The sequence below is a fragment of the Halorubellus litoreus genome (assembly GCF_037081675.1).
In the GTDB taxonomy this organism is placed as follows: domain Archaea; phylum Halobacteriota; class Halobacteria; order Halobacteriales; family Natrialbaceae; genus Halorubellus; species Halorubellus litoreus.
The window spans coordinates 102,346-127,360 of sequence record NZ_JAZAQL010000002.1; the positions used below are offsets into that span (position 1 = coordinate 102,346).

Below are 25,015 nucleotides of genomic sequence, written 5' to 3' on the forward strand. Positions count from 1 at the left end.
GCGAGCGACGCGAGCGGTTCAATCCTCCAGCGTCCGAGCGTCGAGGGGGTCGGCGTCGGCGCGGACGGCGCGGTAGACGCGCTCGCCCCATTCGCGGGCGACGTCGTCGTCGGTGTCGACGAACACCGTCGCGAGGCCCGTCCGGTCGTCGTAGCCAGCGATGCCGACGCGGTCGTCGAACACGGCGAGCCCGTACGGCAGGGTCTCTCGCGTCCGGATGGTCAGGTGGCCGGCGGCGATGGCGTCTCGGGCGCGCTCGGGGGCGGTCTCGAGGAGCTTCTCGGCGGCCGAGCGCCGATAGACGACCTCGGTCTCGGTTCCGTCGAGGACGTGGTCATCGCGCCCGCGACGCACGGGTGGCGTCATCGGCGTGGTGTTGAACCCGCGGAACGTCTCGGAGTCGGCGGCGAGTTCCGCGAACCGCTCGACGGGCCGATACGGGTCGTCGGGGTCGGCGACGGTGACGGTCGCGTCGACGAACGGCTCCAGGACGAACTCCTGGTGGTCGGGACAGACCGCGTCGAGGAGTGGCGCGAGGCGGTCGGCCGTCCGAACGGTCGCCTCGAACCGCAGGACTTCCTCGGCGACGGCCTCGCCGCGCCCGGTGAGGTGGAGGCGACCGTCGTCCTTCTCGACGAACTCGTGCTCGTCGAGCCAGCGCGCGAGACGGTGACTGGTCGCGCGCGACACGTTCAGGTGCGCTTCGATCTCTCGTCGGTCCATCGGGCCGGCGAGGAGCGCCTCGAGGACGGGACCGTGCCGGACGACGTCGGCGAGAGCGTCCGCGTCGAGGCGGTCACCGGTCGCGGCGAGGCGAGTCCCGAGGTGGCGTCGGTTCCGGGCGTTCTCGAGCACGGACTCCAGGACGGGCGACCCCGGCACCGGGTCGTCGTCGCCGACCCCCCGCTCGTCGGCGTCCGTCCGCGGGTCGTCGTCGCCGACCCCCCGCTCGTCGGCGTCCGTCCGCGGGTCGTCGTCGCCGACCCTCCGCTCGTCGGCGTCTCGGTCAGTGCTCGTCGGCGTCGTCGGCCGGTGTCCGTCGCCGGGCATCACTTCTCTGCATAGAGGGACGCTAGCACGTGACGTAACGTTTCTCGTTCGTCGAGCGAACGCCCGTTCGCGGCGTGAGACGCAATCCGCACCGCGAATTCCCGTTCGTCGCGTGACCCGATGCGGTCGGCTCGAACGCCGTTCGCGTGAATGAGGCCAACGCGTCCGCGAACGAAGGCGCAGTATGGCATCCATCGACACCGGTCGAGCCGACCGCGACGCCCTCGAGACCGACGTGCACGGCACCGTCCACTGGCCGGGCGACCCCGAGTACGACGACGCCCGACGCGTCTGGAACGCGATGATAGACCGTCGCCCGGCCGTCGTCGTGCGGTGTCGTGGCGTCGCCGACGTCCGTAGCGCGCTCGCGTTCGCTCGCGCCGACGACCGCGCAGTGTGCGTGCGCGGCGGCGGCCACAACGTCGCCGGCACCGCGATCGCGGACGACGCCGTCGTCGTCGACCTCTCCGACCTGACCGCGGTCGGGGTCGACCCGGACGCGCGAACGGCGTGGGTGCAGGGCGGCGCGACCTGGGCGGACGTCGACCACGAGACGCAGGCGTTCGGGCTCGCCACGCCCGGTGGCGTCGTCTCCGAGACGGGCGTCGGCGGGCTCACGCTCGGCGGCGGCATCGGGCACCTCCGCCGGCGGTACGGGCTCGCGTGCGACAACGTCCGCGCGGTCGACCTCGTGACCGCCGACGGCGAGTACGTGCACGCGACCGACGACTCGCACCCCGACGTCCTCTGGGCGCTCCGCGGCGGCGCCCGGTCACTGGGCGTCGTCACCGCGTTCGAGTACGACCTCCACCCCGTCGGCCCGGACGTGGCGACGTGCTTCGTCGTCTACGACGCCCGGGACGCGCCCGAAGTCATGCGGCAGTACCGGGACTGGGCCGCGACCGCACCCGACGCCGTCAGCACGCTCACCGCCGCCGGCGTCATCCCCGACGCGGAACTGTTCCCGGCGACCGTCCTCGACGACTCGAAGCTCGCGGTCCTCGGCTGTCACGCCGGCGACCCGGCGACCGGGCAGGACGAGCTCGCGCCGCTCCGCGAGTTCGCGACGCCGCTCGCGGACGAGAGCGGCGTGAGGGCGTACGCGGACTTCCAGCAGCTGCTCGACGAGGACTACCCCGACGGCATGCGGTACTACTGGAAGTCGCTCTACCTCGACGGCCTGCCGGACGCCGCCGTCGACCGGCTCCTCGACTGGGCCGAGCGCGCGCCGTCGCCGCTCTCGACCGTCGACGTCTGGCACCTCGGCGGCGCGATCGACGACGCTGACCCGCCAGCGAGCGCGTATCCTGCCCGCGACGCGCCGTGGCTCCTCGGCGTCGAGGCGAACTGGGAGGACCCCGCTGCCGACGACGCGAACGTCGCGTGGGTCCGCGAGTGCCTCACCGACCTCAGCGAGTTCACCGACGGCGCGTTCTACGTGAACTTCCCCGGGTTCTTCGAATCCTACGACGAATCGATGCGCGCGACCTTCGGCGACGCGTACGAGCGACTGAAGGCCGTCGTCGGCGAGTACGACCCGAACGGACTGTTCGCTGGAGGTGGGCCGACGGAGGCCGACGACCCGGGGACCGCAACCCAGGACGACCCGGGGGCCGCAACCGACTGACCCCGGGGCCTGCTCCGCGCGGTCGACAACCGTCGGCAAACGGTGACAACCCCTTCGGGCCTCTGTGCGGTAGTTGGTAGCATGGCCACTGAATCCGGGTCAGTCCCGCACGAACTCGACCCCGATGCGTTCCGGGAACTCGGCTACCGGACCATCGACGTCATCGCGGACTACTACGACTCCCTCGACGACCGCCCGGTCTACGTCCAGGCCGCCCCCGAGGACGTCGTCGCCGCGTTCGACGAACCCCTCCCCGAGTCCGGCGTCGACCCGGACCGCATCCTCGACGCCATCGAGACCGACGTCATCCCGTACGCGACGCACAACCCGTCCCCCCGGTTCTTCGGGTTCGTCATGGGCGGCGGCCAACCGATTGCGACTCTCGCGGACGCCGTCGCCGCCGCGGTGAACATGAACGTCGGCGGCTGGCATCCCGCACCCTCAGGGACCGAGGTCGAACGCACCGTCGTCGAGTGGCTCGCGGACGCCATCGGGTACCCGACGGACGCGATGGGGTTCCTGACGAGCGGCGGGACGATGGCGAACGTCGTCGCCGTCCTCACCGCGTTCCGCGACCACACGAACCACGAGACGCGACAGATGGGGCTCCAGGGCGAGGACCGCCCGACGTACACGCTCTACGTCGCCGACCACGAGTGCCACTCGAGCATCTACCGCGCCGCGGACATGCTCAACCTCGGCCGCGATGCGGTACGCCTCGTCCCCTCGAACGACGACTTCACGATGAACGTCGACGCACTCGAAGCCCGCCTCGACGCGGACGAGGCCGACGGCGACGAGCCGTTCTGCGTCGTCGGACAGGCTGGCTCGATCAACGTCAGCGCCATCGACCCGCTGGAGGACATCGCCGCGGTCTGCGAGGCCCGCGACGTCTGGTTCCACGTCGACGGCGCCTGCGGCGCGGTCGGCGCGATGCTCCCCGAGCTCGCGGACCGATACGCCGGCCTCGACCGCGCGGACTCCGTGACGCTCGACCCCCACAAGTGGCTGAACGTCCCTTACGAGTGCGGGGCCGTGCTCGTCGACGACCAGGACGCGCTCGCGGAGACGTTCGCGATGCACGCCGCGTACCTCCGCGGGTCGGTCGCGGAGACGCCCGCGGAGTTCGACTACTACGAGTTCGGCCCGCAGATGTCGCGGGGGTTCCGCGCGCTCAAGGTCTGGGCGACGTTCAAGCACCTGGGCGTCGACGGCTACCGCGCCCACCTCCGCGGTGGCATCGCGCGCGCCGAGCACCTCCACGAGCGCGTCCGCGACCACGACGACTTCGAGACCGTCCAGGAGCCGAACCTGTTCATCTACTCGTTCCGGTACGCCCCCGCCGACGTCCAGGCAGCATTCGAGGCCGGACGCGGTGACGAGACCCACCCCGGCGAACCCATGGACCGCGTTCACGAGTACGTCGACCGCCTGAACCAGGCGCTCGTCGACGAGGTCGTCGACAGCGGCCTCGCGTTCCTCACGACCACGCTCGTCCACGACCGGCGGACGCTCCGCATGTCCATCTGTAACCATCGGACGACCGACGACGACATCGACGCCGTGTTCGACGCGCTCGCCGACACCGGCGCGCGACTCGACGCGGACTGGCGCCCCGAAGCGAGCCTCCCCCTCTGACGCGGTCGCAACTCTCGAAGACGGTCACCGCACTCTCGAAGACGGTCGCCGACCCTCGAACGCGGTCGCGGAGGCTGCACGGTCTGACGGGACTTTTGTACGGTCGCGTCCAGTGGAGAGACGAATGCGGACGAGTTTCAACATCCCGGACGAGGTCGTCGCCGAGTTCGACCGCGTCTGGCAGGACGAGGGCATCGAGAACCGGTCGCGTGCCGTTCGGGAGGCGATGCTCGAGTACGTGGAATCGCACTCGCGCCTGGAGGCGACGACGGGCGAGGTCGTCGCGCTCGTCGGGTTCGACTACCGGCATCACGACGTCATCCGCGAACTCCACGGCGTCCAGCACGATTTCCAGAACGTCATCCTGAACACGAGCCACACGCACCAGGGCGAGTGGTGCCTGGAGTCGCTGTACTGTCGCGGCGACGCCGAACGCGTCCGCGACCTCGTCTACTCGCTCCGAGACTTCGACGCCGTCCGCCGCGTGAAGGTGATGGTCATCCGCGACGGCGACGAACACTGACCGAGCCCGCGAGTGGACCCGTGGGGCGAGGTCTCGCGGCCGTCACCCCGTGATGAAGTCCGTGAACTCGTACTGGTGGTCCTCGACCTCGAACACCTGGTAGAACCCCTGCGGGTCGCCGTTCTCGTCGAGGTCGAGCGGGCCGCTGACGCCCTCGTAGTTCACGTCCGCAGCCGTCCCGCCGTTCTGGAGGACGCGCTTCGCCTCCTCGAACGAGAACACCGTCTCGCCCTCCGGGCGCGTGACGTCGCGGACGACGTCCGATATCGCCGGGCCCGTGAACGACTCGGCGGCCTCGATCGCGATGGCGGCGAGCGTCACCGCGTCGTAGCTGTACGCCGCCCACACCGACGGGTCCTGCCCCCAGATGGAGCGGAACTCGTCGCTGAAGCGCTGGTAGCTCTCCTGCTCGACGGGCGCGCTCTGCGTGACGCCGACGAGGGACTCCTGGCTGCCCTCGGGCGTGTTCGCGAGCACGCTCTCCGCGAGCGTGCTCTCCGCACCGAAGTAATCCACCTCCTGGTGGTACCCGCGCTCGTACGCCTCCGTGACCATCGTCGCGAACTCGCTGCCGTACGTCACGAACAGCCACGCGTCCGCGCCCGACGCCCGCATCGCCTCCAACTCGTCCACGAACGACTCGCCGCCCTGCGGATGCGTGCCCTCGTACGCGATCTCGCCGTCGTACGCCGACCGGAACACCGACGACAGCGAGTTCCCGTACCCGTTCTCGATGGACGTCACCGCGACGCTCTCGTAGTCGCCGTCGGCGACGAGGTTCGCGAGCGCCGCACCGAGCGCGGTCCCACTCGGTGCCGTCCGGTTGAGCGCGGAGAGCTCCGAGAGCGCCGCGCTCGTCGAGTGCTGACTGATCTGGACGACGTCGCTCCCCGAGACCACGTCCTCGTGGATGGCCTGCGTGACGCCGCTCCCGATGCTCCCGACGAGCAGCGGCACCTCGACCTGGTCGACGAGACGTTCGGCGGCGTCCACGCCGCCCGCGGGCGTGCTGTCGTCGTTCTCCAGTTCGACGACGAGCGGGTCCGAGCCCTCGCCGATACCGACCGCGTTGATCGCGGTGAGCGCGTTCCGGAGGCCGCGCTCGTTCCGCCGGCCGAACGCCGCGAGCGACCCGGACTCGGACTGGATCATCCCGACCGTGTACTCCTCGCGACCGCTCGTATCGCCCGTGAGCGCGTTCCGGACGCCGCTGATGTCGAGACAACCGGCGGTCGCACCGAGCGCACCGGTGCCGGCGAGCGCGAGGAACCCGCGCCGCGTCCGCGCGGTCGACCGCGAGGACGACTCACGCATCGTCCTCACCTCCGAAGCCGCCGGGGCCACCATCTGGCGCGGTCGACGGGTCGTCGCCGGCGTCGAGCACGCTCGGCTCCGACTCGCCGCCAGCGTCGCTCGCTGGCGCAGTTGCGCCCACGTTGCCGTCCGCGTCCGCGGCCGTCTCGAACTGGTCGAGCGCCGCGGACAACTGTCCAGCCTGTTCCGCGAGCGTGCTCGCGGACTGACTGACCTCCGTGAGCGCCGTCGTCTGCTCCTCGGCGGCCGCCGCGACGTTCTCCGCCTCCGCGCTCGTCTCCTCGCCGATGGACGCGACGTCGTCGACCATCGCGACCGCCTGGTCCGTCGACGCCGCCTGCTGCTGGCTCGCCGCCGATATCTCCTGCACGCCGACGTTCGTCTCCTCCGTGTAGTCCGCGATGTCCTCCAGGGCGCCGACGGCCTCCGCGACCGCGTCCTTGTTCGCCGCGACGCGCTCGCGGGTCCCGTGCACGGTCTCGACGGCGTTCCCCGTCTGGGCCTGGATGCTCTCGAGGCGCTCCTCGATGTCCTCCGCCGCGTCCTTCGTGTCCGCCGCCAGCTCCTTGACCTCCTGCGCGACGACCGCGAACCCGCCACCGTCCTCACCGGCGGCGTCCGCACCGCCGCGACTTGCTTCGATGTTCGCGTTCAACGCCAGCATGTTCGTCTCCTTCGCGACGTCCTGGATGAACCCGAGGAGCTCGTCGACCTTCGCGATCTCGTCCTCGAGGCGCTCTATCTCCGCGACCGCCTCGTCGGACTCCGTCTCGATCGCTTCCATCCCCTCGATGGCCTCCTGTGCGGCCTCGCGGCCCTGCTTGCCCGCTTCGGCCGTCCGCTCGGCGACGTCGGCGACCTGGTTCGAGGACGCCGCGATCTCCTCGGTCGTCGTCGACAGGTCGTTCATCTCCTCGTTCATCACCTGGAGGCTCTCGCTCTGCCGGTCCGTCCCGTCACTGATCTCCTGGATGGACTCGGTGACCTGCTGGCTCGCAGAGCGCACCTCCTCGCTAGACGCCGTCACCTCCTCGCTCGCGGTCGCGACGTCCTCCGCGAACGCCTTCACCTCCGCGGTCGTCCGTTCGAGGTCGACGATCATCTCGTTGAACGCCTCCGCGATCTCCGCCATCGCCTCGTTGTCGGCGTCCGCGTCCATGCGTTCGGTGAGGTCGCCGTCGGCGACGGACTCCATGACGCGCCCGTACTCCGCGGCCTTCGCCTCGAGGTGCTCGTTCACGCGCTGCGTGCGTTCGCGCGCCGCCTCAGCGTTCTCCCGCGCTGTCTCCGCCTCCGTCAGCGTCGTCTTGAGTGACTCGCGCATGTTGTCGAAGCCGTCGTAGAGCCGGCCGATGTTGTCGATGCGTCGCGTCGACAGGTCGACGTCGAGGTCGCCGTCCTCCATCGCCTCGGTCTTCGCGGTGAGGCGGTCGATGGCGACCGCGGTGTTCCGTCCGAGGACCGCGCCGACGAGGCCGACGAGGAGCACGCCGACGAGCGTCGCCGCGGCGCCGTAGTCGCGGACGCGCTGCACGAACCCGTACGCCGCGCTCTCGGGCGTGTGAACGAGCACGACCCAGTCGGTGTTCCGGACCTGCGCGAACCCGACGACCGCGCGCTCGCTCGTCGGCAGCGGGTACGACTGGCTGCCCAGCAAGCCGGCGGTCGCGACCGTCGTCGTGCCGGGGTTCGTCGGCCCGCCGCTGCGCGCCTGTGCGAGCGGCCCGCCGTTGTCGTAGCTCGCGAGCAGTTCGCCGTTGTACTCGTCGGCCATCACGCGGTCGTTCCCGTCGACGACCATCGTCACGCCGCTCCGCGTCGTACTCTGGAGGTTCACGGCGTACGCGTGCATGTTCACCGTGTAGACGATCGCGTGGTCCGAGTCCTCGTGCACCTGCTTCGTGTACGCGACCAGCGGGAGCGGGACGTCACCGAGCGTGCGCTCGTACGGCTCGGAGACGGTGACGCTCGCCGCCGGGTCCGCCGCGGTCTCCGACCACGGTTCGCCGATGCTGGAGAGGTCGCGGCCGACGGCGTCGTCGGTCGTGCTCGCGACGACCTCGCCCGAGGAGACGTTCACGTAGTGTATCGCCTGCGCCCCCACGGGTAGTTCGAGGAGGCGACTCGAGATGGCGGACTGGATGCGCTCGCGGTCGCCGCTCGCGACGGGCGCGGACCGCGACAGCATGTCCACCGTCAGTTCGTTGTTGTCGTTCCACGTCTCGAGCTTCTCGGCCTCCTGTGCGGCGAGCGTGGCGTAGTCCTCGTCCGTGCGCTGTTCGACGTCCTCCTGGATGAGTGCGGTGCCGACGAACCCGACCAGCCCCACCGAGAGGCCGAGGACGAGCAACGCGATGCCGAACTTCACCGCGTAGTTCCGACGTATAACGTTCGGTACCAACCCCCGTATCCCTACCATGAGCGCATCACGCGAGAGTTCAACCATAATGACAGGGGGCCCATGGTAGGGGCCGTCACTAAATTCCTAATGGCGGGACGAAAGTTTACACTCAAACCACCCTGAAACGCCCCACAGTGGCGGTCTCAGCGGTCGCGGCCGTGACAGAAGACCGCAATTCCGAACGGCATCGACCCCAGACCAATACGCATCAAAATTCGGATCGGTCTGGAGGTGTCACCGAGAGCACGCCCGCAGCGCACTCACCGACTCTCGCGCTGCTCGACCTTGTTCAACTCGGAGAATTTCACCATTTGGCGGTTGAATACTGGAGGTAGAACGACAACCTACGGGTCGCAAATCCAATCAAGTCACCCATTCTCGCGTTGCTGTCGAAGCGTGGCCTTTGCACGTTCTACGTAGGAGTTCGTCGACCAGCTGCGGGCATCACTCATCTCAGCCAACAACCCCTCAGCAGTGTCGGGTGAAATCGCATCGTTGCGAACCAGCGCAGTGAGGAGGATGGGCGTCGTGACGAGGCGGGTCTCGGCTAGCGAGGCGTGGACGAGCGCAAGTCGATTGAATTCGTCGCAGAGCAGTTGTACGGCATCGATATCGTTCGCCAGCGTGACCGCCGTGTTCTCGCCATCGTCCAGGGGGAACGTCTCGTCCAGTTCGACGGAACGAGTCTCGAACGCAGAGCGACGGTCGAGAACCGCCTGTGCCGCCTCACCGGATGCGTCGTCGTAGGACGCAGTCTCGGTGAGTTCGTCGATGACCTGCTCTGGGACGACCACGGTGTGCGAATCAAGGAGGAGGTCGAGTGGATTCGCTGAGTCCCCTGCCACTGTCCCGAGGCTTACGAGAGCCGACGTGTCGGCGACTATCAGACCCATCTACGAGTCGGCCAGCTCCTCCGCGACCTCGTCCACGAATTCGTCGGTCAGTTGCTCCTTCAGCAGTCGGAAGTTGGCGGCTTCCTCGTGCCCGACGAGGTCTTTCAGTTCCTCGAACGTGATGTCGTCGTCGTAGAAGGCCTCCGCGATCTCCTGTTTCACCTCGTCGGAGTGCGCGGCGTCCCGCAGGTAGTCCCGAAGCGCGGAGATGAGGATGTCCGTCCGATCCGTCTCGAACACCGCAGCGAGCGCGTCGGCCCGGTCTACCAGCCCCCTCGGTGCACGGAACTGGACGCGCTTTTTCTTGGACTCGGAACTCATGTGTGTACATTGTGAGTGTAGGAGTAAAACGCTTGCCCCCCGTCACTACCACATCCTTCGGAGCCACCGAAACTGGACATGGTGTTTTCCATCGAGCCTGAATCGAAAGAACAACTACCGGCAGAGAATTTTGCAACCCGCACCGCAATAGAAGCCTTGAAACGGTTGAATTCAGCTATCTGCTCTCTCTTTGTTCAACTTTGTTCAGTTCGATGAGCAGTCTGAAGATGGCCTTGACGAGGTTGGCGTCGACGTCGTACTGTTCGGCGTTCTCGCCGGCGCGGTCCATGACGCGCTGCTCCTGTTCCTCGTCGGTCGTCGGAAGGTCCTTCTCGTCTTTGACCTGCGCGATGGTGTCGGCAACGTACGTCCGCCTGGCGATGAGTTCGACGAGGTCGTGGTCGATGCCCCGTATCTCGTCGCGGAGTTCGTCGAGACTCATCTCGTCGGGCGCCGGGATGGCGCCGTCGCCGGCGTCGCCGGTGCCGCGGTCGTCGTGTCTCGAATCGTCGCGTTCGTCGTCGGTGTGGCTGGGTTCTCGTGTCATAGGATGCGTGCGCCGTCGCTGCGGGTGGTGGTGCGCCAGACGTCGCCGTCGCGCTCGCGCCAGCGAGCTTCGACCCGTTCTCGGTCGTCGCCGTCGTCGGGGTCGAAGACGGCGACGTAGCTCGGGCCGGTCCCGGAGAGGCTCGCGCCCGTGGCGTGGGGGAGCGCGTCGACGATGGGGGCGGGCGGGAACTCGAGGGCGGCGGTGAACGCGAGGCCGTTGACGGTCATGGCGCGGCCGTACTCGCCCGTTGCGGCGAGGTCGTCGACGAGGGCGGCCATGGGGGCGACGCGCTCGCAGCGCGAGACGTCCGCGTCGGCGCTGTACGCGCGCTCCGGTGGCGTCCAGACGAGGACCGACCAGTCGACGTCGTCGTGCGCGAGGAGTTCGTCCGCGGTGTTGTCGGTGCGGGTGAGGCCGCCGAGCATGCTCGCGCTCGCGTCGTCGAACGCGCCCGTGACGGTGACGCCGGCGTCGCGGGCGGCCTGCACGCCGAGTCGGCACGCGTCGAGCGGGTCCGGGTCGGCGTCGAGCGCGCTCGCGGTGGCGAGCACGGTCGCGTTCGCGGCGGCGCTCGAGGACTTCAGTCCGGCCGCCATCGGCACGTCGCTCTCCGTGCGGACCTCGCCGCCGACCGTGGCGGGGTCGACGTCGGCGTCGCCGGCCCAGCGGTCGAGTGCGAGTTCGACGCAGCGTTCGACGAGCGCGGTGTCCGCGTCGGGCGCGCCCGCGACCGTGCCCGTCACCGACGCGTCGGCGCCCGCGTCGGCGTCGAGCGCGACGGACGCGGTGGTGTCGGCGTCGATGGCGAACGCCGAGCCGACCCCGGTCGCGAGCGCGTTCAGGACGGTTCCCGCCGCCGGTGCCGTGGCACGACCCTGCATACCCGTCCCGAATCCGAGGACGTACTTGGGGGTTGTGGTGCGTGCGATACCCGCCGACACTCCGCGGTGGCGGTGCGTGCGATACCCGCCGACACTCCGCGCCCGCCGCCGTTCCGTCACCGCGGATTCGCCATCCCGGGAATCCGGCGACCGCGAGGCGACCGATTCATCCCGCTGGCCGCCCGACGGGTCGGTATGCGCGTCACCTTCCTCGGCACGGGGAGCGCGATGCCGCTCGCCGACCGACACCAGACCGGGTTACTCGTCGACGAAGGCGGCCGGTACCTGCTCGTCGACTGCGGCGCGGGCGTCCTGCATCGACTCGAGGAGACCGGCGTCGGCGCGGAGAACGTGTCGACGGTCCTCCTCACGCATCACCACCTCGACCACGTCTCGGACCTCATGGCGCTGTTGAAGGCGCGCTGGCTCGCGGGCGAGGAGCACCTCGAGGTCGTCGGGCCGCGCGGGACGAAGGCGCTCGTCGACGGCCTGCTCGACGTTCACGACTACCTCGACGGGCGCGTCGACCTCTCGGTCCGCGAGGTCGGTGAGCAGTCCTTCGAGATCGCCGGCTTCGAGGTCGAGGCGCATCGCACAGAGCACTCCAAGGAGTGCCTCGCGTACCGGTTCGACGACCGGTTCGCGTTCTCCGGTGACGGCGAGGCGACCGAGGCGCTGGCGTCGTTCGCGGACGAGGTGGCGGTGTTCGCGCACGACTGCTCGTTCCCGGACAGCGTCGACGTCGACAACCACCCGACGCCGAGCCAGCTCGGCGAGGCGCTCGCCGGCCACGAGTACGGGCGCGTCTACCTCACGCACCTCTACCCGCATACCGAGGACAAGCACGAGGAGATGCTCGCGTCGATCGAACGCGGGTACGATGGGGACGTCAGGTTCGCCGAGGACATGCTCTCGGTCACCATCGACTGACGCGGGCGCTCCTCGAAAGCGGCCGCGGCGTTCTTTGCTGGAGTGTTCACCTCCAGCGGACGCTCCGGGGACGCCGTCGGAGATCGCCACCGGTTTAGAACAATCGGCGGGTTGTCCTGCGTTTCTTCACGTCGGTACGAACAAGTTTATGAACGACTGCCTGTTAGTAGGCGAGTAACAACACAACTGTCGTATGTTCAGTACACACAGTAAACTCGACGTCGGAGGTCGGTCCACGTGAGCGCCATGGACCGCCTCGCGGATGGTATCGCAGGGCACACGAAGGTCGTCATCGTCGCGCTCTTGCTCGTGACCGCCGGCCTCGGCTCGCAGGCCGGTGCCGTCGAGTCCGACTCCGGTCTCGACCAGTTCAACAGCGAGAGCGACGCCGCCAACGCCTCCGAGTACATCACCGAGACGTTCGTCGCGGACAACACGAGCACTACGAGCGTCCAGGTGATCGTCCGGAGCGAGTCGAAGAACGGGAACGTCCTCTCCAGGGAGTCGCTGTTGGCGTCGCTCAGATACCAACAGGAACTCCGGTCGAACGAGACGATAAACGGGACGCTCGCCGGCGACCAGGGCCTGTTCGGCGTCTCGAACCTCGTCGCCATCACCGCCATCCAGCAGGAGAAAGCCGGTGAACTCCAGGCTCGCGGCGCGGAACTGCAGGCGCGCTCGGAAGCGCTCAACGAGAGCCGCGCCGAGCTCGAAGCACGTGGCGAGGCGCTCAACGAGACCGGCGAGCGCCTCAAGGGCGCGCTCGACACGCTCCGCGCGAACCCGAACGCGAGCATCCGAACGCAGTTCGAGCAGGTGAACGCGAACACGAGCGTCGAACTCGGGAGCGACGACTACGCGGCGTTCGAACGCGCCGCCACGCAGCTCCGCGCGAACACCACGGCGGTCCAGACCACGGTTCGGTCGGGCACCCAGCAGGTGCTCGCCGACGAGTTCCGCGCACTCCAGGCGCGCCAGGTCACGCTGACGAACACCAGCGAGCGGCTCCGCGGTGCCCTCACCGTCCTCCGCGAGGACCCGAACGCGGACGTCCGCACGCAGTTCGACCAGGTCGAGGCGAACACCACGGTCGAGTTCGACGCACAGGACTACGCCATCTTCGAGGACGCCGCACAGCGCCTCCGGAACGCCTCGAGCGAACGACAGGTCCAGGGCGCGTACCGCCAGGGCACGCAGGGCGTCCTCAGCGACCAGCTGGGGGCGCTCGCGAACCGCTCCGATCGCGTGAACGCGACCGCCGCGGCACTCGGTGAGGCGATGACGACCGCGGCGAGCGACCCGAACGTCACCGCTCGCAGCCAGTACGACGCCGTCGTCGCGAACTCGACCGTCGAGTTCGAGGACGGCGACTTCGCCGCGTTCGAAGCGACCGTCGAGGACGTCAGCCCGCTGCTCGCGGCCGTCGAACGGAACTACCTCGCCGGCACGCAGGGCGTCCTCCGCGACGAATCCCAGGCGCTCCAGGAGCAAGCCGAGACCCTCAAAGCGGAGGGCGAAGCGCTCCAGGAGGCGTTCGCCGAGTTCCAGGAACGCCGACAGGCGCTCCAGGACGGCGGAACGCCGTCGCTCGACGCGCAGATAGACAAGCTCGAGTCGATGAACGCGACGCAGGTCGAGGACACCGCCGAGGTCGTCCTCAGCGAGGGCGACGGTCCGCTCGCCGGGCAGGCGCTCGGGTTGATGCCCCAGGACTTCGAGCCGGGGTCGACGAGCGCGAACGCGCGGATGCTCATCGGCGTCCTCGAGACGTCCTCCAGTAGCGCCGCGTCGAACGCGCAGACCGTCAGCGGGACCGTGACGCAGGTCCAGCTCGAGATGCAGGACGTCGCACAGGCGGGCTCGACCGGGAGCGACGACGAGGAGTACATCGTCTTCGGGTTCGGCGTCATCTCCCAGGAGATCGACCAGTCGCTCACGGACTCCGTGAACATCGTCGCGCCGATGGCGCTGCTGTTCGTGCTGTTGACGCTGATGGTCGCGTACCGCGACTTCCTCGACATCGTCCTCGGGCTGTTCGGCATCATCGCCGTCCTCCTGTGGACGTTCGGGTTCATGGGAATCGCCGGGGTGTCGTTCAACCAGATCATGATCGCGGTCCCGGTGCTCCTCATCGGGTTGAGTATCGACTACGCGATACACATCTTCATGCGGCATCGGGAGGCGCGCACTGACGAGAACACGGTCGACGACGTCCGTGGCTCGATGGGTGCGGCGCTCGGCGGCGTCGGCCTCGCGCTGACGTGGGTGACGGCGACGACCGTCATCGGGTTCCTCTCGAACCTCACGAGCCCGCTCCCGCCCATCCAGGACTTCGGTATCGTGTCCTCGGTCGGTATCCTCGCGGCGCTCGCGGTGTTCGGCGCGCTCATCCCGGCGTTGAAGATCGAAGCCGACGGCTTCCTCGAGAACCGCCTCGGGCTCGACCGCACGAAGCGCGCGTTCGGGACCGGCGGCGGCCGGTTCTCGCAGGTGCTCTCGCTCGGCGGAACGGCCGCCCGGAAGGCGCCCGCGGTCGTCATCGCGGTCGCGCTCGTCATCTCCATCGCCGGTGGCGTCGGCGCGACCCAGGTCAGTACCGAGTTCAGTCAGGAGAGCTTCATCGCGGACGAACCCGCCGAGTGGCTGTACGAGCTCCCGGAGCCGTTCACGCCCGGCGAGTACTCCGCGAAGGCGAACCTCGACTACGTGAACGAGAACTTCCAGCGCGAGGACTCCCAGGCGCAGATACTCGTCAGGGCGAACGACTCGGCGTCACTCGACACTGCGGAGACGTTCGCGCGGCTGAACGAGACCGAGACGGGGCTCTCCGAGATGGACACCGCGTTCACGGGGAGTAGCGGCGACGTGGCGACCCGGTCGGTGCTGTCGGTGATGCGGTCGACCGCGGCGACGAACGCGTCGTTCAACGAGACGTTCTGGGCGGCGGACACCGACGGTGACGGGACGCCGGACGAGAACGTCACGGGCGTCCTCTCCGCGCTGTTCCGCGTGAACGAGGACGAAGCAAGCGAGTACGTGCATCGCGTCGAGACCGACGACGGCTACCGGTACGAGTCGATGCGGCTCGTCGTCCCCATCGAAGGCGGCGCGGACACCGGGGACGTCACCACGCAGCTCCGCGACGTCGCGACGATCATGAACGGCGACGGGACGCGCGCGACCGCGACCGGCAGTCCGGTCGTGAACGAGATCGTGCAGCGCGAACTCCTCGACACCGTCATCCAGAGCCTCATCATCACGCTCATCGCGGTGTTCGCGTTCCTCATGATCGCGTACCGCATCCAGGAGGGGAGTGCCGCGCTCGGCGCGTTCACGCTCCTCCCGGTCGCACTGAGCGTGTCGTGGATCCTCGGGACGATGTACGCCATCGGGATGCCGTTCAACGTCCTGACGGGGATGATAACGAGCCTCACCGTCGGGCTCGGGGTGGCGTACTCCATCCACATCAGCGAACGGTTCAATCTCGAACTGGAACGCACCGGGAACGTCTGGACGGCGATGGACCGCACCATCACCGGCACCGGCGGTGCGCTCCTCGGGTCCGCGGCGACGACCGTCGGCGGGTTCGGGACGCTCGCGTTCGCGATCTTCCCGGCGCTCCAGCAGTTCGGCGTCATCACGGGGATGACGATCATCTACGCGTTCCTCGCGAGCGTGCTCGTCCTCCCGAGCCTGCTCGTGGTGTGGGTGAAGTACTTCGGGCCGGAGGCGGACTTCTCCGCGGAGCCGGCCGCCGCGGAAGCACCGGTCGGAGGTGACGACTGAATGCAGGAGGGAGACGCCATCGAGTCCCTGGAACGCCTCGGCCTCACGTCGTACGAGGCGAAGGTGTTCATCGCGCTCCAGAAGCTCGGGTCGGGGACGGCGCGCGAGGTCTCGCGCGTCGCGGACGTTCCGCGGTCGCAGGTCTACAGCGTCACGGAGGGCCTGGAGGACCGTGGGCTCGTCGAGGTCCAGCAGTCGAGCCCGATGCAGTACCGGCCCGTGAGCATCGAGGAAGCCCGGAAGACGCTCCGGGAGCGCTTCGAGACGGAGTCCGACCGCGCGTTCGAGTACGTCGAGAGCGTGCGGAACGAACGCGGCGGGGAGCGCGAGGAACAGGAGGCGATCTGGACGCTCTCCGGGCACGACCACGTCGCGGAGCGCGCGGCGGAACTCGTCCGGAACGCCGAAGAGGCGGTGGTGTTCGCCGCGCGGACGCCCGACCTCGTGACCGAGGACATCGCGGCGGCGCTCCGGGAAGCCACGACGGAGGGCGTCACCGTTCGCGTGGTGAGCGTGAACCCGGCCGTCCGCGAGCTGTTCGAGGCGGACGCGAGCATCGCGACGATGGATACCGCCGAGCCCGCGGTGGACGACGAACGAACCGGGCGCGCGGTGCTCGCGGACGGGAACGTCGTCCTGATGAGCGTGCTCGGTGACCGCGACGACATCCCCGAACTCACGACGGAGACCGCGTTCTGGACGGCGCGCACGAACTTCGCGACCGTCCTCCACGAACTCGCGATGAACTCCATCTCGCCGCGCGAGATCGCCTGACTGCGGCGCGGCGGCGCGGCTGCGAGCCGTCCCTGTGCAGGGGTCTTCTGCAGGAATCGCGACGACCGAGAGCGGGAGCGGTCGCGCCGAGTGATACTGCCGGGTGCGCGCCGATAGGCGAACGTGAGCCTACCCAGGGGGTGGTAGGTTCGAGGTGTGGGGAGTGAGTGGGGGGAGAGGGAGGGCGTTCGGATTCGGGGACCGTCGTCGACCGCTATGGCTGCGACGACGACGGGCGCGACGGCATGGGTGGGGGTGGGTGGAGTCGGCGACGTCGTGGCACGGAACGTCGCTCCATTGTCACTGTCTCGTTGCCTCGGACTGCGATAGAACGTCTCGGCTGGTAGTTATTGATTCACGTCCCAAACCGACTAGGGTCGACGACCGATGCTCGCAGTTCGGGCGCGCGAACGGTCGGTCACTCGAGCCGGTAGCGGAGCAGTGCGGCGATACCGCCGAGGTTCCGGAGTTGTTGGCCGGGCGGGAACTCGCTGGAGAACACCGTCACTTCGCCGCCCTGGCGTTCGACGCTCGTGACGACGTCGTCGACGTCGATGTCCCACTCGCCGTCGGGGCCGCGTTCCTCGCGGAGCTTCTCGTCGAGGATCAGTAGCTGTTCGACCGCGCCGTACTCTGCGGCCTCCGCGACCGCTTCCGGCCCGTAGGAGGCCTCGTGGCCTTGCCCGATGCGTTCGGTGAGTTCGTCGATGTACTCCGCTTCCTTCGCGATGCGGGTCTGCTGTTGGACGTCCTCGACAGCCCCGCGCTTGAGGACCTCGTGAACGCCGCGGTCTCCGACGCCGGACGTGTCGACCATCGTCACCAGCTCCGCGACCTCGGGGTAGTTCTCCTCGATGTGCTTCAGTGCGTCTTGCTTCGTGAACCCCGGGCCCGCGAGGACGATGGCGTCCACGTCCATCCGCGCGAGCGCCGCACCGAGTTCGCCGAACAGCTCGCCGCGACCGCGCGCGTACTCGCCCTTCCCCGTCGTCCCCGTGAACCGCCCGCGTTCCTCGGTGCCGTACTGCGCGACCGTGTGGATGTACGCCTCGCCCTCCTCGACGGTCGCGATGGCGACGTCCGGGTTCTCCGCCGCCTCCTCGGCCTCCTCGATGCGGTCGAGCTGGTCGGGCTTCCAGACCTTCTCGACCTCCAGCTCGTCGTGGTCCTCGACGTTCAGCGTGTGATGGAACCCGAGCTGGTCCTCGCGCGAACAGTCCTCGATGACGCCCGACACCCGGAGGCGGTTCGAGAACTTGTGGAACTCCACCTCCTCCACGCCGAGCGTCACGAACATGTGCTCGCGCTCACCGCCCGTGTCGCGGAGGTCCTCGTCGTTCCGCTGGATGCGTCGCGTCGTATCGCCCGCGACGAGGTCCCCGGGTTCGAGGACGTACTGGAGGTGCCAGAGGTCGTCGAGCGTCTCCGGGACGAGCGTGATGCGCTCCCGGTTGCCCTCGACGCGATAGCGATCCTTGATCTGCATACCCCGGACTTGCCCCGGGCGGTGTAAGTGTCCTGCTATCGCTCACGGCGCTCGCGTCGCCGGCAGGACGTTTCATGTGGGTTGGGGGCGTTGACAGGAGTATGTACGAGCGAATCCTCGTGCCGACCGACGGGAGCGTCGGCTCGGCCCACGTGGCGCTGCAAGCGATCGACCTCGCGGAGACGTACGGTGCGACGATACACGTCCTCCACGTCGTCGACGAGAGCGTGCGCGCGTTCGTCGCCGGGTTCGGCGACGAGTCCGAGCTCGACGACCGCGGGCAGGAGGCGGTCGACCGCGTCGCGACGATGGCTCGCGAGCACGGCGTCGACGTCGTGACGGCCATCGAGGACGGCGACCCGGCACGCCACATCGTCGAGTACGCCGACGAGATCGACGCCGACCTCATCGTCGCCGGCACCCACGGTCGCTCGGGCGTCGAGCGGCGTCTCATCGGGAGCGTCGCCGAACGTCTGGTGCGTCGCGCGGCGTGCCCCGTCATGACCGTCCGGCTCCCGGAGACGGACGTCACCGTCGAGGACGAGGACGAGGCGATGGACATCGCCCGGGACGCCCTCGCGGACGCGGGAATCGACGCGGCGGTGACCGAGGTCGAGCGACAGGTGAGCGTGTGGGTCGTCGACGCCGAGAGCGAGGACGAGACGTACCTCGTGTACGTCGACCCGGTGACCCAGCGGACGAGCATCATCTCGTGAAGGTCGACCCGGTGACTCAACGGACGAGCATCATCTCGTGACGACGGGCTAGCGTCGGCGCGCTCGCCGGTAGCCCATCCCGCTGAGGCGTGCGGCAACGGCGCTCGCGTATCCCGTGCCGAGCGCGGCGAGCAGCCCGAAGACGCCCGCGGACGTGAGGACGCGGGCGTAGGCGGCGAGTGCGAGGACGGCGATACTGAAGGCGGCGGTCCACGCGTAGAGGTACGCGGCGTGCGCGAGGACGTCGCGGAACGACCACGGGGCGAGTGCGCGCCGGAGGCTGCCGGTGGCGGCGAGCTCGCAGAGCGCGGCGGGGTAGACGTAGAGGACGGCGAGTGCGAGGAGGAACGAGATCGTGCCGCCCGCCAGGAGCGCGAACCCGCCACCGCCCTGGACGCTGTCGGGTGCGAGCCCGCCGAGCCCGAGGACGGTGACGTAGAGGAGGAGGAAGGGCGCGCCGAGGTAGGGGACGCTCGCGAGCGCGACCCGGCCACCGGTCGCGAGGAGGCCGCGGACGCTCCCGGACGCGGGGAGTTCGCTCGCGTCGCCGGGGACGTCGACGAGCGCGCGGTCGCCGCTCGCGAGGTCGCCGCCGACGGTCCCGGCGAGCACGCGCCCGAGGTACCCGAGCCACGCCACGACCGCCGCGAGTGCGAGCGCGAGGAAGCCGAGTGCTGCGACGCCCGGGTAGACCGCGACCGCGTACCGGCCGGCGAGCGCCACCGCGAGCGCGAGCACGGTCAGGACCGCGATACCGTCCCGCGACGCCGCGCCCCGCGTCGGGTACCGGAGCGCGCCGACGAACGAATCGGTGTCCTCCGTCATGTCGACTCCCGTCCGTTCGCGTCGGCTGTCTCGCCGGTCATCCCTGGAGTGGCTCGGGCATCGTCTCAGTCCTTGATTCGGCTCCCGCCCGGCGGGAGGAAGTGCTGGATGCGGTCCGGGCTCGCGACCTTCCGCACGAACGACGTGTCAGCGAACCGCTCGCGGAACTCGCGATAGATGCGTTTCGCGACGTCGCCCTGCGCGAACTTCCCGGGTTCGACCTCCATCATCGTCTCCGTGCGCTCCGCGGTCGCTGCCGGCGGCCCGCCGACCACCCTCGTCGAGGGCTCGCACTGGATACCGACCGCGCAGCCGACTGGCGTGTCCCGGAAGTACGTCCGGTCGCCCCGCACCGCGAACCCGCCCTTCTCGAGGTACTCGCCGGATTCGGGCGTCTTCGACACCTGGTCGCTGTCGACCATGTAGACGTCCCCGGCGTAGACGCCGTCCTTCCACACCGACGAGTACGTCACCGCGAACTGAGCCGCCTGCTCGAGGGTCTCGTCGCTGAAGTCGACGTCCTTCGCGGACTCGCTCGGGTCCGTCGCCTTCAACACGGTGACGGGGCCGCCGTGAGCCTGCGAGTGGAACACCTTGTCGCCGCGCTCGACGTACTTCTTCACGAGCTCCTCGTTCTGGTCCGCCGACCGCCCGCCGATGACGAGGTAGCCGTCGGTCGTGTGGAACCACCGGAAGCGCTCGTACCACTGCTCCTGCTGGCGGACCGGAATCGAGGGGTCCGCGAGCCAGTCGCGGTCGACCCCTCCGTCGTCCTCGTCGTCGCCGTCCGCATCGTCGTCGTCACCGCCCTCCGCCTGGCGGCGCTCGTACTCGCGCTTGCGCTCCTTGACGTCTTCCAGGTCCTCGCGCGTGTCCTCGATGGCGGCGAGCGCGCCCTCCTTCTTCCCCTCGACGCGCTTGGCCTCCTGGTAGAGGCGGTCCGCGTTGTGCTCGACGCCCTCCCGGACCTCGACGGTCACGTCACGGCCGTCGAGCGACAAGGTCACCGTGCCCTCGCTCCCATCGAGTCGGACGACCGCCTCGGCCGCGTCGATGCCTTGCTCGGCGCCCTCCTCGAACTTCGCCTCGATGTCGTCCCACGGGACGTCGTCCTCGCGCGCCGCGCGGATGGTGCCGAGGACGTCGTCGACGAGGCCGTAGTTCGCGTACAGCGACTCCGCGCGCTCGCGGTACGCCTCGGCGTCCTGCTCGAACCCCTCGATGGCGCCCTCCTGCTGTTCGATGATGCGCTCGTACTTCGCGATCTCGCTCTCGAAGTCCGGCGAGTCGTCCCCGGGCGCCTCGTCGCTGCCCTCGTCGTCCTGGCTGCGGTCGAACTCGTAGAAGTACTGGTCGACCGCCGCGTTGAACGTGTCGAACGCCTCCGGGACGTACTCGTCGCGCTCCTCGAGCGGGAACGGCGTCACGTCGACAACGCGGCCCTTCCCGGACGTCTCGTCGCCGTCGTCGGGGTCGGTCCGGTAGAGGCGCGGGTCGACGTCCGCGGACGCGACGTCCTCGCGGAGTCGGTCGAGCGCGTCGAACACGCGCCGGTAGTCGTCCTCGTCCGCGTCCGCGATGTCGAGCGCCTTCTCGACGCCGGCGCGACTACAGATCTCCTCCGCCCACAACCCACCGAGGTTGAGTTGCGTCGCGAGCGTCCGCACGACGTCGGTGTCGGAGTCGTTCATCTTCGCGACGAACGGCTCCCACTCGATGGCGAGCGGGTTGATGCGCGAATCCGGGAACTCGTAGGTCGACCCGGGCGCGACCGTCCGCGATTTCAGGCGGACGGTGTCGAGGCAGTCGACGACCTCGTACGTCTCGTCGCAGACCGCGATGTTCCCCTGGCCGAACAGCTCGACGACGATGATCGTGTCCTGGTCCTCGCGCTCGAACCGGAACTCGAGGATGCGGTCGAACTCGAACTGCTCGACGCCCGCGAAGTCCGCGCCCGACAACCGATTGCGGAGCATCATCGCGAAGTTCGGCGGTCGACCCGGCGCGTCCGGCACGTGCTCGGGGTCGGCGACGTGCGCGCGCTTGACGTCACCGACCTCGAGGATGAGTTCGACCCGTCCACGGTCGAAGTCCCGCATCTTCAACCGCAGCAGGTCGTCGCCGTAGAGGTAGGCTTTGTCGACCTTCGCGCCCTCGTACGCTCCGAACTCGGAGACGACGGCGGCGAGGTCGACCGAAGAGAGCTCGCGTTTCGCGTCCATACCGCCGCGTACCGGTGGCTCGCGGAAAGACGTTCCGTTGTCGCGACTACCGGCGCGCCGTCACGCGACCGCACGAACCGGCGTTCCCTCTCAGTCGTCTTCGTCGTCGTGCTCGCCGCTCTCGCTGGGTTCGGCGACGTCGTGCTCGCCGCTCTCGCTGGGTTCGGCGACGTCGTCCTCGCGTTCGTGAGCAGGGAGGAGGTCCCGATACGACCGATCGTAACGGGGTTTCGAGAGGAAATGCCTGATACGGTCGTGGTCGGCTTCTGTCAGTCCCTGGTCGGTCATCTACCCGCAAGTTGGGGCGTCACGCGGATAAGACGGCCGTTCACCAGCATCCTCACATGCGGCTGCCGTGACGTCAATCCACGTCGGGTCCGCGAACGGTCACGCTATCGACCCGGCGCGCGCCCGGTCAGAGTCGCTTCGAGACGTACGGGCCGTCCTGGTGGTAGCCGAGCTTCTCGCGGTAGTACTGGCGGACGCCGATGCCGGAGATCACGGACAGTTTGTCGAACCCGGCGTCGCGGGCGCGGTCCTCGGCTTCGGCGAGGAGCCGGCGGCCGTAGCCGCGATGCTGGACGTCCGCGTCCTCGCCCTGCTGGCCGACGCCGACCTGGTTCCCGTACACGTGGAGTTCGCGGACGATGGCGGCGTTCTGGAGTTCCCGACGGACGGGGTCGTTCGGGAAGCGTAGCCGACAGAACCCGACGAGGAGGTCCTTGTCGAAGTCCTCGAAGCTGACGAAGTGCTCCGTTCCGCCCCCGGCCTGGTACTCGATGGTGTCCATCTCCACGTTCTCGGGGTCCTCGTCGTTCATCCCGACCTCGCGGCAGCGGATGCACTCGCACGTCCAGCCGTGCTCCTCCATGCGCTTGCGGGCGAGCTGGCGGAGGTTCGACTTCCAGACGCCGGCGTCGATGAAGTCCGCGGGGATGTCCCGCTGGACGCGCTGGAGGCGCGTGTACCGCGGGATGTTCGACATGATCTCCGCGACGAGCTCGGCCGCGCGCTCGTTCGTGAGCGGGTCGTAGTCGCCGCGGCGCCACTGGTCGTAGATGCGGGTGCCGCGCACGACGAGCGTCGGGTAGATCTTGAGGTAGTCCGGTTTCCACTGTTCGCGCTCGAAGATGCGCCGGAAGTCCTCGAGGCACATCTCCTCGCTCATCCCGGGCTGGCCGGGCATCATGTGGAACCCGACCTTGAATCCGGCGTCGCGGAGTCGACGGTTCGCCGTGATGGACGCCTGGACGCCGTGCCCGCGATGCATCTCGCGGTTGATGCGCTCGAACGTCGTCTGCACGCCCACCTCGACCTTCGTCCCGCCGAGGTCGAGCATGCGGTCTATCTGCTCGGGGTCGCACCAGTCCGGCTTCGTCTCGAACGTCGTCCCGATACAGCGCACGTCGGCGGTCTCGTTCGCCGCGATGACGTCCTCGAGGTAGGAGAACTCGGGGTCGTCCTCGGCGAAACTCACGCCCTCCGCCGGATTGGGTTCGGCGTCCGCGTCGAAGTCGTTCATCGCTTCGAGCGCGCGCTTGACGAACCACTCCTGGTAGTCGTGGCTCCGGGCGGTCATCGTCCCACCCATGAGGATGAGTTCGACCTTGTCGACGGGATGCCCGATCTCCCGCAACTGGTTCAGTCGCAGCGTCACCTGGCCGTACGGGTCGTAGTCGTTCTGCTCGCCCCTGGCCGCGGCGGGCTCGTGGCCCGTGTAGGACTGCGAACTCGAGAACTCGCTCGCCGGTCCGCCCGGACAGTACAGGCACTTCCCGTGTGGACACATGTGCGGGCTCGTCATTATCGCGACCGGCGACACCCCGGATGCGGTCCGCACGGGCTTGCGCATGAGGACGCCTTCGAGTTCCTCGCGGCGCTCCTGGGGGGCGTGGTCGAGTATCTCGGAGTTCTTCGGGACCTTCGGCGCCGAGTGTTCCGAGCACGCCGCCAACTTCGCGGACTCGACGTCGTCGCGTTCCAGTTCACCGGCGAGGATGCGGTCGACGAGGTCCTCGCAGACGGCTCTGAACGCTTCGGTCTCGGTCGGGTCCGACGCTTCGCTCATCGCCATATCGTCGTGGAGAGACGCGGTTAAGCGTGTCGTTGCCACCCGACCCGAGAGCCGGTCTCGACGGGCGTCCCGGTGGTCGCGTCGCAGCCTGGCGGGTCTCGCGTCCGAGTGAACTCGATTCCGTAACGCGGGGATTCCAGTATTGGTTTAGTCCGGCGTCGAGTAGGGCGGGTATGCGCACGACGGTCAGGGACGTCCTGTCGAAGGCGGGCGAGGAGCCGATAACGATGCTGACGGCGTACGACGCCGTGACAGCGGAGATCGTCGACGAACGGGGTGTCGACGTCATCCTCGTGGGGGATAGCGTGGGGAACACGGCTCACGGGCACGAGACGACGCTGCCGGTGACGGTGGACCAGATGGCGGACCACACGACGGCGGTCGCGCGTGGTGCGGAGGACGCGCTCGTCGTCGCGGACATGCCGTTCCTCTCCTACGGGCACGACGACAAGGAGAGCATCGAGAACGCGGGCCGGATGCTGAAGGAGGCGGGCGCACACGCGGTGAAGCTGGAGTCCGGGCCGCATACGGTCGAGTTGACGGAGAAGCTCAGTCACCTCGGTATCCCCGTGATGGCGCACCTCGGGTTGACCCCGCAGTCCGTGAACCAGCAGGGGTACGCGTTGCAGGGGACGAGCGAGGAGGCCGCGGACCGGATGCTCGAACTCGCGGCGGCCCACGAGGACGCGGGCGCGTTCTCGCTCGTCCTCGAGCGCGTGCCGGCGCCGCTCGCTGCCCGCATCACGGACGCGCTCGAGATTCCGACTATCGGTATCGGCGCTGGCCCGGACTGCGACGGACAGGTGCTCGTGGTCGACGACGCCGTCGGGTTGAGCGACTGGACGCCGTCGTTCGTCGAGGAGTTCGGGAACGTCCGCGAGGCGATGGGCGACGCCATCGAGTCGTACACCGAGGCGGTCGAGTCCGGCGAGTTCCCCGGCGCGGAGCACAGCGAGGGCGTCGAGGAACTGGACGAACTGTACTGAGCGGACGGGGGTTGTCGG

20 protein-coding genes are annotated in these 25,015 nt (G+C 68.8%); 8 read left to right on the forward strand and 12 right to left on the reverse strand.

What is annotated here, in order from left to right; genetic code table 11:
- Positions 1-18: 18 nt before the first annotated feature.
- Complete coding sequence (locus tag VYJ16_RS07900) at positions 19-1,050, reverse strand: helix-turn-helix transcriptional regulator (protein WP_336349771.1); 1,032 nt, start codon at positions 1,048-1,050, stop codon at positions 19-21.
- 184 nt (positions 1,051-1,234) lie between these two features.
- Here VYJ16_RS07900 and VYJ16_RS07905 point away from each other — a divergent pair, with 184 nt between their 5' ends.
- From VYJ16_RS07905 to VYJ16_RS07915, 3 genes are all read left to right on the forward strand, one after another.
- Complete coding sequence (locus tag VYJ16_RS07905; RefSeq protein ID WP_336349772.1) at positions 1,235-2,677, forward strand: FAD-binding oxidoreductase; 1,443 nt, start codon at positions 1,235-1,237, stop codon at positions 2,675-2,677.
- A gap of 81 nt (positions 2,678-2,758) precedes the next feature.
- The gene (locus VYJ16_RS07910; RefSeq protein ID WP_336349773.1) at positions 2,759-4,315 is read left to right on the forward strand and encodes a pyridoxal phosphate-dependent decarboxylase family protein; all 1,557 of its coding nucleotides are present in this window, start codon (positions 2,759-2,761) and stop codon (positions 4,313-4,315) included.
- 124 nt (positions 4,316-4,439) lie between these two features.
- Entirely contained in the window at positions 4,440-4,838 is a 399-nt protein-coding gene (locus VYJ16_RS07915) for a CopG family ribbon-helix-helix protein (RefSeq protein ID WP_336349774.1), read from the forward strand.
- A gap of 42 nt (positions 4,839-4,880) precedes the next feature.
- Here the strand turns inward: VYJ16_RS07915 and VYJ16_RS07920 are convergent, their stop codons facing one another.
- The 6 genes from VYJ16_RS07920 to VYJ16_RS07945 all read right to left on the reverse strand — a co-directional run bounded on the left by VYJ16_RS07920 (position 4,881) and on the right by VYJ16_RS07945 (position 11,198).
- Entirely contained in the window at positions 4,881-6,152 is a 1,272-nt protein-coding gene (locus VYJ16_RS07920; protein ID WP_336349775.1) for an ABC transporter substrate-binding protein, read from the reverse strand.
- The gene (locus VYJ16_RS07925; protein WP_336349776.1) at positions 6,145-8,520 is read right to left on the reverse strand and encodes a methyl-accepting chemotaxis protein; all 2,376 of its coding nucleotides are present in this window, start codon (positions 8,518-8,520) and stop codon (positions 6,145-6,147) included. The genes VYJ16_RS07920 and VYJ16_RS07925 overlap by 8 nt, the downstream gene beginning before the upstream one ends.
- A 401-nt stretch (positions 8,521-8,921) precedes the next feature.
- A complete protein-coding gene (locus VYJ16_RS07930; protein ID WP_336349777.1) occupies positions 8,922-9,446 on the reverse strand; it encodes a PIN domain-containing protein in 525 nt (174 codons plus the stop codon).
- Positions 9,447-9,767 carry a hypothetical protein gene (locus VYJ16_RS07935; protein ID WP_175480005.1) on the reverse strand — a complete coding sequence of 107 codons (321 nt, stop codon included), beginning with the start codon at positions 9,765-9,767 and terminating at the stop codon, positions 9,447-9,449.
- Between the two features lie 175 nt (positions 9,768-9,942).
- A complete protein-coding gene (locus tag VYJ16_RS07940) occupies positions 9,943-10,209 on the reverse strand; it encodes a chorismate mutase (protein WP_336351101.1) in 267 nt (88 codons plus the stop codon).
- 101 nt (positions 10,210-10,310) lie between these two features.
- Positions 10,311-11,198, reverse strand: coding sequence for a shikimate kinase (locus tag VYJ16_RS07945; RefSeq protein WP_336349778.1), 888 nt, complete (start codon positions 11,196-11,198; stop codon positions 10,311-10,313).
- 195 nt (positions 11,199-11,393) lie between these two features.
- Here VYJ16_RS07945 and VYJ16_RS07950 point away from each other — a divergent pair, with 195 nt between their 5' ends.
- The 3 genes from VYJ16_RS07950 (at position 11,394) to VYJ16_RS07960 (ending at position 16,688) form a co-directional block, all read left to right on the forward strand.
- Positions 11,394-12,128 carry an MBL fold metallo-hydrolase gene (locus VYJ16_RS07950; protein ID WP_336349779.1) on the forward strand — a complete coding sequence of 245 codons (735 nt, stop codon included), beginning with the start codon at positions 11,394-11,396 and terminating at the stop codon, positions 12,126-12,128.
- Positions 12,129-12,374: 246 nt separating this feature from the next.
- Positions 12,375-15,914: an MMPL family transporter gene (locus VYJ16_RS07955; RefSeq protein ID WP_336351102.1), complete on the forward strand. Its 3,540-nt coding sequence runs from the start codon at positions 12,375-12,377 to the stop codon at positions 15,912-15,914.
- Positions 15,915-16,688, forward strand: a complete 774-nt coding sequence (locus tag VYJ16_RS07960) for a TrmB family transcriptional regulator (RefSeq protein ID WP_336349780.1) — start codon at positions 15,915-15,917, stop codon at positions 16,686-16,688.
- Positions 16,689-17,106: 418 nt separating this feature from the next.
- Here VYJ16_RS07960 and VYJ16_RS07965 read toward each other — a convergent pair whose 3' ends face one another.
- Positions 17,107-18,174: an mRNA surveillance protein pelota gene (locus VYJ16_RS07965; protein ID WP_336349781.1), complete on the reverse strand. Its 1,068-nt coding sequence runs from the start codon at positions 18,172-18,174 to the stop codon at positions 17,107-17,109.
- 101 nt (positions 18,175-18,275) lie between these two features.
- Here VYJ16_RS07965 and VYJ16_RS07970 point away from each other — a divergent pair, with 101 nt between their 5' ends.
- Positions 18,276-18,890, forward strand: a complete 615-nt coding sequence (locus tag VYJ16_RS07970; RefSeq protein ID WP_336349782.1) for a universal stress protein — start codon at positions 18,276-18,278, stop codon at positions 18,888-18,890.
- A gap of 48 nt (positions 18,891-18,938) precedes the next feature.
- On the opposite strand, the gene VYJ16_RS07975 is transcribed toward VYJ16_RS07970, so the two are convergent.
- From VYJ16_RS07975 to VYJ16_RS07990, 4 genes are all read right to left on the reverse strand, one after another.
- Entirely contained in the window at positions 18,939-19,715 is a 777-nt protein-coding gene (locus VYJ16_RS07975; protein WP_336349783.1) for a DUF4013 domain-containing protein, read from the reverse strand.
- 65 nt (positions 19,716-19,780) lie between these two features.
- Positions 19,781-21,937 (reverse strand): ribosome rescue protein RqcH, encoded by a 2,157-nt coding sequence (gene rqcH, locus VYJ16_RS07980; RefSeq protein ID WP_336349784.1) that lies wholly within the window; start codon positions 21,935-21,937, stop codon positions 19,781-19,783.
- Positions 21,938-22,027: 90 nt separating this feature from the next.
- Positions 22,028-22,225, reverse strand: a complete 198-nt coding sequence (locus VYJ16_RS07985; RefSeq protein ID WP_336349785.1) for a hypothetical protein — start codon at positions 22,223-22,225, stop codon at positions 22,028-22,030.
- Positions 22,226-22,352: 127 nt separating this feature from the next.
- A complete protein-coding gene (locus VYJ16_RS07990) occupies positions 22,353-24,011 on the reverse strand; it encodes a tRNA uridine(34) 5-carboxymethylaminomethyl modification radical SAM/GNAT enzyme Elp3 (RefSeq protein WP_379762074.1) in 1,659 nt (552 codons plus the stop codon).
- A gap of 173 nt (positions 24,012-24,184) precedes the next feature.
- Between VYJ16_RS07990 and panB the strand changes: the two genes are divergently transcribed.
- Positions 24,185-24,997 carry a 3-methyl-2-oxobutanoate hydroxymethyltransferase gene (panB, locus tag VYJ16_RS07995; RefSeq protein ID WP_336349787.1) on the forward strand — a complete coding sequence of 271 codons (813 nt, stop codon included), beginning with the start codon at positions 24,185-24,187 and terminating at the stop codon, positions 24,995-24,997.
- The last annotated feature ends 18 nt before the right edge of the window (positions 24,998-25,015 follow it).